At 40.3% G+C, this 9592-nt stretch carries 5 protein-coding genes; 3 read left to right on the forward strand and 2 right to left on the reverse strand.

The window, feature by feature from the left end; genetic code table 11:
• Positions 1 to 50 precede the first annotated feature (50 nt).
• Together Q4A91_RS08845 and Q4A91_RS08850 are read right to left on the reverse strand one after the other, a co-directional pair.
• On the reverse strand, positions 51 to 521 hold the full coding sequence (locus Q4A91_RS08845) for an arginine repressor (RefSeq protein WP_303214093.1): 471 nt from the start codon (positions 519 to 521) through the stop codon (positions 51 to 53).
• A gap of 519 nt (positions 522 to 1040) precedes the next feature.
• The gene (locus Q4A91_RS08850; RefSeq protein ID WP_303214095.1) at positions 1041 to 3323 is read right to left on the reverse strand and encodes a Xaa-Pro dipeptidyl-peptidase; all 2283 of its coding nucleotides are present in this window, start codon (positions 3321 to 3323) and stop codon (positions 1041 to 1043) included.
• Between the two features lie 414 nt (positions 3324 to 3737).
• Here Q4A91_RS08850 and Q4A91_RS08855 point away from each other — a divergent pair, with 414 nt between their 5' ends.
• From Q4A91_RS08855 to pyk, 3 genes are all read left to right on the forward strand, one after another.
• On the forward strand, positions 3738 to 6839 hold the full coding sequence (locus tag Q4A91_RS08855) for a DNA polymerase III subunit alpha (RefSeq protein ID WP_303214097.1): 3102 nt from the start codon (positions 3738 to 3740) through the stop codon (positions 6837 to 6839).
• Between the two features lie 81 nt (positions 6840 to 6920).
• A complete protein-coding gene (pfkA, locus tag Q4A91_RS08860; protein ID WP_303214098.1) occupies positions 6921 to 7928 on the forward strand; it encodes a 6-phosphofructokinase in 1008 nt (335 codons plus the stop codon).
• Positions 7929 to 7994: 66 nt separating this feature from the next.
• The gene (gene pyk / locus Q4A91_RS08865; RefSeq protein ID WP_303214100.1) at positions 7995 to 9500 is read left to right on the forward strand and encodes a pyruvate kinase; all 1506 of its coding nucleotides are present in this window, start codon (positions 7995 to 7997) and stop codon (positions 9498 to 9500) included.
• Positions 9501 to 9592 lie beyond the last annotated feature (92 nt).

Raw genomic sequence — 9592 nt, forward strand, 5'->3', positions numbered from 1 at the left:
CTCCTCTCGTGCTTAGTTATAGGTCACCCACTACAGTTGACATAGAGCCATTATTCACTAAAGAAAAATGGTGGCGCATATTTTTTAAGACTCTCAAAACAAGCTTGCGCTTTTGCAGCATTTTCACAGATAATCATGCAGACGTCATCTCCACAAAGGGTTGCCACGATATCTGGAAAGGCCAAGGAATCAATTACAGATCCAAACGATTGGGCTAAACCGGGTAAAGTTTTCAAAATAACCTGGTGTTGCACAGGACGCAGCATAACAAGAGCGTCTTCCATATAGTTTTCAAGACGTTTTTCCCACTTGGAGATAGAGCCTGTATTTAGCACATAATAAGAATTGTCCTCTTCGCGCACTTTTGAAAGATTCATGGTTTTGATATCGCGCGATAAGGTAGCCTGAGTAACTTGGATATCATTTTCCGCTAATAATGCTTGTAATTCAGCTTGTGTATGGATTTTGTTTTTTGAAACGAGGGCGCGGATAAGTTGGTGTCTGTGTTCTGATTTGTTCATAAAGTAAGTACTCCTTTTACAAGGTACAGTAGCGTGGACTGAACGAAAATGTCAGTCGGGTGGTAGGCGGTATTGTCACGTATGATGATTTTAAAGTCAGTAGGATAAAGAAATAGATGGAGAGATTCTACTTCTTTTAACTTGTCACTAGTTGCGTGCAGATAAACTAGGTAGCAATCTGTTCATCTACATTGATGTTCCTTAATGACAGTGAATCATTCAATTTGGGTAGCTTTTTGTCACGGCGTTTTGTGAATTCACTCTAAATGTAATTCACAGAGATTTCCAACATGTGGTCTAATAGCGTGTATGATAAATGGTTACATATTTTGGTTAGAGGGAGTATCTTTTGTCCAAGTTCTATCTAGGGGCTTCTAAAATGCTTTTAGATGAACTGAATTTGATACGAAGTTTATGTTTGATTCGACTGTTCAAGTGGAAAACTTTGGTTATAGGAAGTTCAATGGTCAAATTCATTGACTTTTCCTTTGAATATTTCCATATTGAAAGTCTGGTAGATTATACCTTTTGACAAGGTAGGATAAGACTAGACTGTGCTAAATCAACAGTCAATTGATAGTCTGTATTATCTCGAATTGTAATCTCAAAGTCTGTGGTGTAGATAACCAAACGGAGAGTATCTCCTTCTTTAAGTTTGTAGATAGTTGGTTGAAGCTCTAACTTGAAGTCCATCCATTCATTTGGTTGGACTTCTTCAATCGTCAAGAGATTGGTTCGATTTTGAAGATTAAGGTAGCCTTTGGTGATGACACGTTGGGCACTTGGGTTGAATGGCAGTTCACAGAGATTTTCTAACATGTGGTAACGACCATTATCAATGGTTCTAGCACTTAAAACAGCTGGATAAGGCTGCAGATATTTCTTTTGTCCAAGTTCTAACAGTTGGGCTGATAATAAGCCCTTGTTCGTACTCGATTTAACACGAAGTTTCAGCTCCACTCGCCCATTTAAGTGAAGGTCTTGACTTACTGGAAGGTCAATGGTGATCTGATTAGCTTTTCCTTGGTAAAGTTCGGTGTTGAAGATCTGGTAAGTCTTACCATAACGATCAAAATCTTTTTGATCATACTGGTTTTGAATCACTTTTTCCTCATTACCAAGAGAGAAGGTATGCAGTTCATCCTGTTTGCGAAAGTCATCAAGACTCTGCCATGTTTGCGGTTCGGAATTGTCCTGCCAAATGACAGTCGGAAGTTGATAGCTTGAGTCAAGTCCTAGCAATTTCATACTTAACAAGGCATTCATGGACTCGCGGAAGTCGATTGACTGCCAGTTGTTCATATAAACATGGGCACCATGATGGAAAAAGAGGTGCTTATTGATATGGCTAGGAAGGGCATGAAACATCTGGTAAACATGAAGGGGTTTGACGTTCCAATCCTGGGAACCATGCGTAAAGACGACCTCAGCTTGAACCTTGTGAGCATTGAGCAGATAGTTGCGGTCATGCCAAAACTGATTGTAGTCACCAGTCTTGCGATCGAGTTTCTCTTTAACCTTTTCTAAGTCTGCTTGATGAGCTTCATTGCCACGAATATAGTCACCAGCTTGGAGGTTGCGAGAGTAGGTCAATTCAGCAAGTGAGTCAAAATCCTCACCCGGATAACCACCTGGGCTGGTTACTAGACCATTTTCCCGATAGTAGTTGTACCAAGAGGAAATACCTGCTTCTGCGATGATGACTTCTAAGCCATCAACACCAGTGGTGGCGAGACCATTGGACATGGTACCTAGATAAGAAATACCTGTTGTTGCGACTTTGCCGTTTGACCAGTCAGCCTTGACTTGGCGCTTGCGCGTGTGGTCCGTGAAAGCACGACAACGACCATTGAGCCAATCAATGGCATTTTTATAAGCTTCAATCTGCTGGTAGTCACCATTGGTCATGAGGCCTTGAGAATCTTTCGTTCCAACACCTGATACATAGAGATTGGCAAATCCACGTGGGAGGAAGTAGTCATTGAGTGTATATGAGCTATTGATATGAGATAGCTTTTCTTCAGCTTCTGAGACGACTTCTGCTTGACCATGAGGTTCGACTAAATTCAGCTTAGGTTCCTCAAGTTCAATGGTGTGGGGCAGTTTGACCTCAAGCTCTCCTTCCATTTTGTAGAGAGCCTTGTCACTGGCTTTGTCGTTGGTCCCTTGGTGATAAGGGCTGGCAGTCATAAGAGCAGGTACTTGACCATCGTAACGTGGGCGAATAATGCTGACCTTGACTAAGTCAGGGAGTCCGTCTTTATCAGTATCCACACGGCTCTCGACATACACGACTTCACGAATGACATCATGAGTAGAGAAGGTTGCCAAGCTCTTACCGTTAAAGTAGTGGTAGTGATTATCTTCTGAAATGAGTCCATCACTAACAAGTTGATCGATGAGCGTATTTCCTTTTTTCGTTCTCGTATTGAGTAACTGATAAAGATTTTCAATGAGATCTCCATAAACAATAGGAAAACCAGTTTCTTTACGAAACTGTTCGGCATCCTCAAAGTCAACAAGATAGCTAAATCCTAAAAGTTGAAAAACTACTGTGTAGAAAATCTCCGCAGTTAACTCACGGTCTGACTGGAAAAAAGTTACTAAATCTGTTTCTTTATCCGCAGCCAAAGTCGATAAGGCATAATCCGTGTTAGAATAAGTGAAAAAACTCCAACGAATGAAGTCTTCAAACTGTCTTTTTAAGGACAGTTGGGGTGACAGCTTTAGACCAAGACCTTCTAATTCTTCAAATCGTTGAGAACTAGTGGTTGGTTGATAGCTGAATTGATTAAAACGCATGTTTCTCTCCTTTGAAAACAAACTGAATTTATTATATCAAAAAAGAGGGAAAAATGGAATAAATAAACTTAAATGAAATAAATTTCTTAAACCAGCATATCTATTTGGTAAGTTATTATAAAATGCTGAATAAATACCATAAAAGTAAGCCTTTTTCTAGAGATTTTTATATGTAAAACTGGATATAACTCCTATCTTTATTATTCTTCGTTTGGTATAAATATATCTAAATTTACATTTAAAACTATTATATAATATTAATTTTTTAAATTCTTCCTTTGAAAAATGAAGAATTTAAAAGTAAGAAGAGAAGAAGTTTGTAACTGATGATATTGAAAAGAAAGTGCAGAGTTGCTTCAATATCCAGCTTAAAATGGTATAATAGTAGTAAAACGAAAGCAAGGAGGAGAAGAAATGATTGCACAGCTCGACACCAAGACTGTTTATAGTTTTATGGAAAGTGTGGTTTCGATTGAAAAATATGTACAAACAGCTAAAGAATACGGCTATTCTCACCTTGCTATCATGGATGTGGATAATCTCTATGGAGCCTATCATTTTCTAGAATCAACTCGTAAGCATGGCATTCAGCCTTTAATTGGTTTAGAAATGACCTTGGTCAAAGATGAGGAGAACCTCTCTCTACGTTTTCTAGCCCTATCGACTAAAGGTTATCAAGAGTTGATGAAGTTATCCACTTTAAAAATGACTGGACGGAAAAATTGGTCTGACTTCACCTCCCACCTCGAAGATGTTGCCATTATTGTTCCCTATTTTAATGGGGTCGAACAGTTGGATTTTGGGGTTGATTATTTTATCGGTGTTAGTCCAGATACTCCTCAAGAAGTCTTTATCAGACCCATTCTTCCCCTCTATCAAGTCAACTCTTTTGAAAAAGAAGATATTCAAGTTTTACAAATCTTATCAGCAGTCAAGGACAATGTCAGCCTGAGAGAAGTGGATGTACATTCACAACAGGGGATTTTTTTACCTGCCTCAGACTTGGAAGCACGGTTTAAAAATCGCTTCCCTCAAGCGCTTGCCAATCTCCAAGGTCTGATAGAGAATGTAAGCTATCAAATCGACTCAAGTTTAAAACTCCCTCGCTTTAATCCTGAAAGACCAGCGGTAGAAGAGCTTCGAGCAAGAGCCGAGCAAGGCTTGAGTGACAAGGGGCTAACCTCAGCTATCTATCATGAGCGACTAAATGAGGAATTAGCTGTGATTCATGATATGGGCTTTGACGACTATTTCCTTGTAGTTTGGGATTTGCTCCGTTTTGGACGTTCCCAAGGATATTATATGGGAATGGGGCGTGGTTCTGCGGTTGGTAGTCTGGTGGCTTACTCACTGGATATTACAGGAATCGACCCGGTTGAGAAGAACTTGATTTTCGAGCGCTTTTTAAATCGTGAGCGCTACACCATGCCTGATATTGATATCGACATTCCTGACCTCTATAGACCAGAGTTCATTCGCTATGTTCGTGATCGCTATGGTAGTCAACATGTGGCACAGATTGTTACCTATTCGACTTTTGGAGCAAAACAGGCAATTCGTGATGTTTTTAAACGTTATGGTGTTCCAGAGTACGAATTAACCAATATTACGAAAAAAATCAGTTTTCGAGATACGCTAACGACAGCCTATGAAAAGAATTTACAGTTTAGGCAGGTCATCAATAGTAAGATTGAATATCAAAAAGCTTTCGAGATTGCTCGAAAGATTGAAGGGTATCCTCGTCAGACCTCTATCCATGCAGCTGGGGTCGTTATGAGTGACCAAGACCTGACGGACTATATCCCGCTCAAATACGGTGAGGATATGCTAATCACCCAGTATGATGCACATGCAGTTGAAGCTAATGGCCTTTTAAAAATGGATTTCCTAGGTCTGCGTAATCTAACTTTTGTCCAAAAAATGCAGGAATTATTGTCTGAGTCAGAGGGTGTTCGTATAAAAATCGAAGAGATTGATTTGGAAGACAAGGCAACTCTGGGCCTCTTTGCTGCTGGAAATACTAAGGGGATTTTCCAATTTGAACAACCTGGTGCCATTCGACTCTTGAAACGAGTTCAGCCGCAAGTATTTGAAGAGGTAGTAGCCACAACCTCGCTCAACAGACCAGGGGCAAGCGATTATATTGATAACTTTGTCGCTCGGAAGCATGGTAAAGAAAAGGTGACGGTACTAGATCCTGCCTTGGAGGACATTCTGTCATCAACCTACGGTATCATGCTCTATCAAGAGCAAGTCATGCAGGTTGCTCAGCGTTTTGGAGGCTTTAACCTTGGTAAAGCCGACATTCTCAGACGAGCTATGGGGAAGAAAAATGCCAAAGAGATGCATCTGATGAAGGAAGATTTTATCACAGGAGCTATGAAATTGGGGCATACAGAAGAAAAGGCCAACCAAGTTTTTGCAGTGATGGAAAAGTTTGCAGGCTATGGATTTAACCGATCCCACGCCTATGCCTACTCAGCGCTAGCTTTCCAACTAGCTTATTTTAAGACGCATTATCCTGCTATTTTCTTCCAAGTCATGTTGAATTATTCTAGTAGCGATTACATTGTAGATGCATTGCAGATGGGCTTTGAAGTATCTCCCTTAGCAATCAACAGCATTCCCTATCATGATAAAATTGCTCAGAAGAAAATCTATCTTGGTCTAAAAGCTATTAAAGGGATGCCGAGAGATTTGTCTTACTGGATTATTGAAAATCGTCCTTTTTCAAGCATTGAAGATTTCGTCACACGTCTTCCCAAGAATTACAAGAAACTGTCGCTTCTGACGCCTTTGGTTGAACTAGGGCTTTTTGATGAATTTGACAAGAATCGTCAGAAAATCTTAGTCAACCTACCAAACTTATTTGTTTTTGTTGAGGAGTTAGGTGGACTCTTTGCGGATACAAATTATAGTTGGACTGAAGCTGATGATTTTACTGAGGCAGAGAAATTTTACAAAGAGCAGGAACTGATTGGGGTAGGTATCAGTGCCCATCCTCTCCAAACTCTTGCCAAACACGCCCTATATCCGACGACTCCAATCACTAATCTAACTGAGGGAGCTCAAGCTACTCTCCTAGTTGAAGTTCAAAAGATTAAAGTGATTCGAACCAAGAAAGGCGAGAGTATGGTTTTTCTACAGGTTCATGATAGTAAGTCTCGGATGGATGTAACTGTATTTTCAGACCAATATAGAAAATATGCTTCCATTTTATCCGAAGGGAAATTTTACTACATCAATGGCAAAGTTCAATCCCGAGATGGTCGTCTGCAAATGATTGCACAAGATTTGAAAGAAGCAGTAGCGGAACGATTCTGGATTCAAGTTAAAAATCATAAATACGATAAAGAGATTTCAAATATTCTAGAACAATACAAAGGTCCAATTCCTGTCATTATCAGGTATGAAGAGGAAGGGAAAACGGTTGTTTCTACACAACATTTTGTAAGAAAAGATTCTGCTCTAGAGGAAAAATTAGAGGGAATTGCTATGAAAACGATTTATCGCTAAAAATACGGAAAATAGAAGAATTTTCGATTTAAATGTGGTATAATCAGTAAGAATGTTAAAAGAAAAAGGAGCATAAACCAAATGAAACGTATTGCTGTTTTGACCAGTGGTGGAGACGCCCCTGGTATGAATGCTGCCATCCGTGCAGTAGTTCGCCAAGCAATCTCGGAAGGAATGGAAGTTTTTGGTATCTATGATGGATACGCAGGTATGGTTGCCGGTGAAATTTATCCACTTGATGCTGCTTCAGTAGGAGACATCATTTCTCGTGGTGGTACTTTCCTTCACTCTGCTCGTTACCCTGAGTTTGCACAACTTGAAGGCCAACTTAAAGGGATTGAGCAATTGAAAAAACACGGTATCGAAGGAGTCGTAGTTATCGGTGGAGACGGTTCTTATCACGGAGCTATGCGCTTGACGGAACATGGGTTCCCAGCTATTGGACTTCCAGGAACTATTGATAACGATATCGTAGGTACTGATTTCACAATTGGATTTGATACTGCAGTTACGACTGCTATGGATGCGATTGATAAGATTCGTGATACATCATCAAGTCACCGTCGTACTTTCGTTGTTGAAGTAATGGGACGTAACGCTGGTGATATCGCTCTTTGGGCAGGTATCGCAACTGGTGCTGACGAAATCATCATCCCTGAAGAAGACTTCAAGATGGAAGACATCGTTGCAAGCATCAAAGTTGGTTATGAATGTGGTAAGAAACACAACATCATCGTTTTGGCTGAGGGAGTTATGTCTGCGAATGAGTTTGGTAAGAAACTCAAGGAAGCTGGAGACACTAGTGACCTTCGTGTAACTGAACTTGGACACATCCAACGTGGTGGATCACCAACCGCTCGTGACCGTGTATTAGCATCACGTATGGGGGCACACGCTGTTAAACTCCTTAAACAAGGAATCGGTGGTGTCGCTGTTGGTATCCGTAACGAGAAAATGGTTGAGAATCCAATTCTTGGAACAGCAGAAGAAGGAGCTTTGTTTAGCTTAACAGCTGATGGTAAGATTGTTGTTAACAACCCTCATAAAGCTGATCTTGAACTTTCTGATTTGAACAAGAGCTTGTCCTAATCAACTTTCATTAATTTGGTAAAATGACCATAAAAGGTCGAATTATATAAAGGAGTCACAAAAATCATGAACAAACGTGTAAAAATCGTTGCAACTTTAGGTCCTGCGGTTGAAATCCGTGGTGGTAAAAAATTCGGTGAAGACGGATACTGGGGTGAAAAACTTGACGTTGAAGCTTCAGCTCAAAATATTGCTAAATTGATTGAAGCAGGAGCAAACACTTTCCGTTTTAACTTCTCACACGGTGACCACCAAGAACAAGGTGAGCGTATGGCAACTGTTAAACTTGCTGAGAAACTTGCAGGTAAAAAAGTTGGTTTCCTTCTTGATACTAAAGGGCCTGAAATCCGTACAGAATTGTTTGAAAGTGACGCAAAAGAGTACTCTTACAAAACTGGTGAAAAAATCCGTGTTGCAACTAAACAAGGAATCAAATCAACTCGTGATGTGATTGCTTTGAACGTTGCTGGTGCCCTTGATATCTACGATGATGTTGAAGTTGGTCGTCAAGTATTGGTTGACGATGGTAAATTGGGTCTTCGCGTTGTTGCAAAAGACGATGCAACTCGTGAGTTTGAAGTAGAAGTTGAAAACGACGGAATTATCGCTAAACAAAAAGGTGTAAACATCCCTAACACTAAAATTCCTTTCCCAGCTCTTGCTGAACGTGATAACGATGATATCCGTTTCGGTTTGGAACAAGGTATCAACTTCATCGCGATTTCATTCGTACGTACTGCAAAAGACGTTAACGAAGTTCGTGCAATCTGTGAAGAAACTGGTAACGGTCACGTTCAATTGTTTGCGAAAATCGAAAACCAACAAGGTATCGATAACTTAGATGAAATCATTGAAGCTGCTGACGGTATCATGATCGCTCGTGGTGATATGGGTATCGAAGTACCATTCGAAATGGTTCCAGTTTACCAAAAAATGATCATCACTAAAGTGAATGCAGCAGGTAAAGTTGTTATCACAGCAACAAACATGCTTGAAACAATGACAGAAAAACCACGCGCAACTCGTTCAGAAGTATCAGACGTATTTAACGCTGTTATCGACGGAACTGACGCTACAATGCTTTCAGGTGAGTCTGCAAACGGTAAATACCCACTTGAGTCAGTAACAACAATGGCTACAATTGACAAGAACGCACAAACTCTTCTTAACGAATACGGACGTTTGAACTCAGATACATTCGAACGTAACTCTAAGACAGAAGTTATGGCTTCAGCTGTTAAAGATGCTACTAACTCAATGAACATCAAATTGGTTGTTACTCTTACTAAGACTGGTCACACAGCTCGTTTGATTTCTAAATACCGTCCAAATGCTGATATCTTGGCATTGACATTCGACGAATTGACAGAGCGTGGATTGATGTTGAACTGGGGTGTTATCCCAATGTTGACTGAAGCTCCATCATCAACTGATGATATGTTCGAAATCGCTGAACGTAAATCAGTTGAAGCAGGTCTTGTAGAATCTGGTGACGATATTGTTATCGTTGCAGGTGTGCCACTTGGAGAAGCTGTTCGTACAAACACAATGCGTATCCGTACAGTACGTTAATCTAACACAAAAACCTATCATTTCAGGCTGAAAAGCTGGCTCTATGTCAACTGTAGTGGATGACCTATAACTAAGCGCGAGAGGAGACGAAG

Origin of the sequence: Streptococcus sp., from assembly GCF_030528045.1 — a bacterium.
Classification (GTDB): domain Bacteria; phylum Bacillota; class Bacilli; order Lactobacillales; family Streptococcaceae; genus Streptococcus.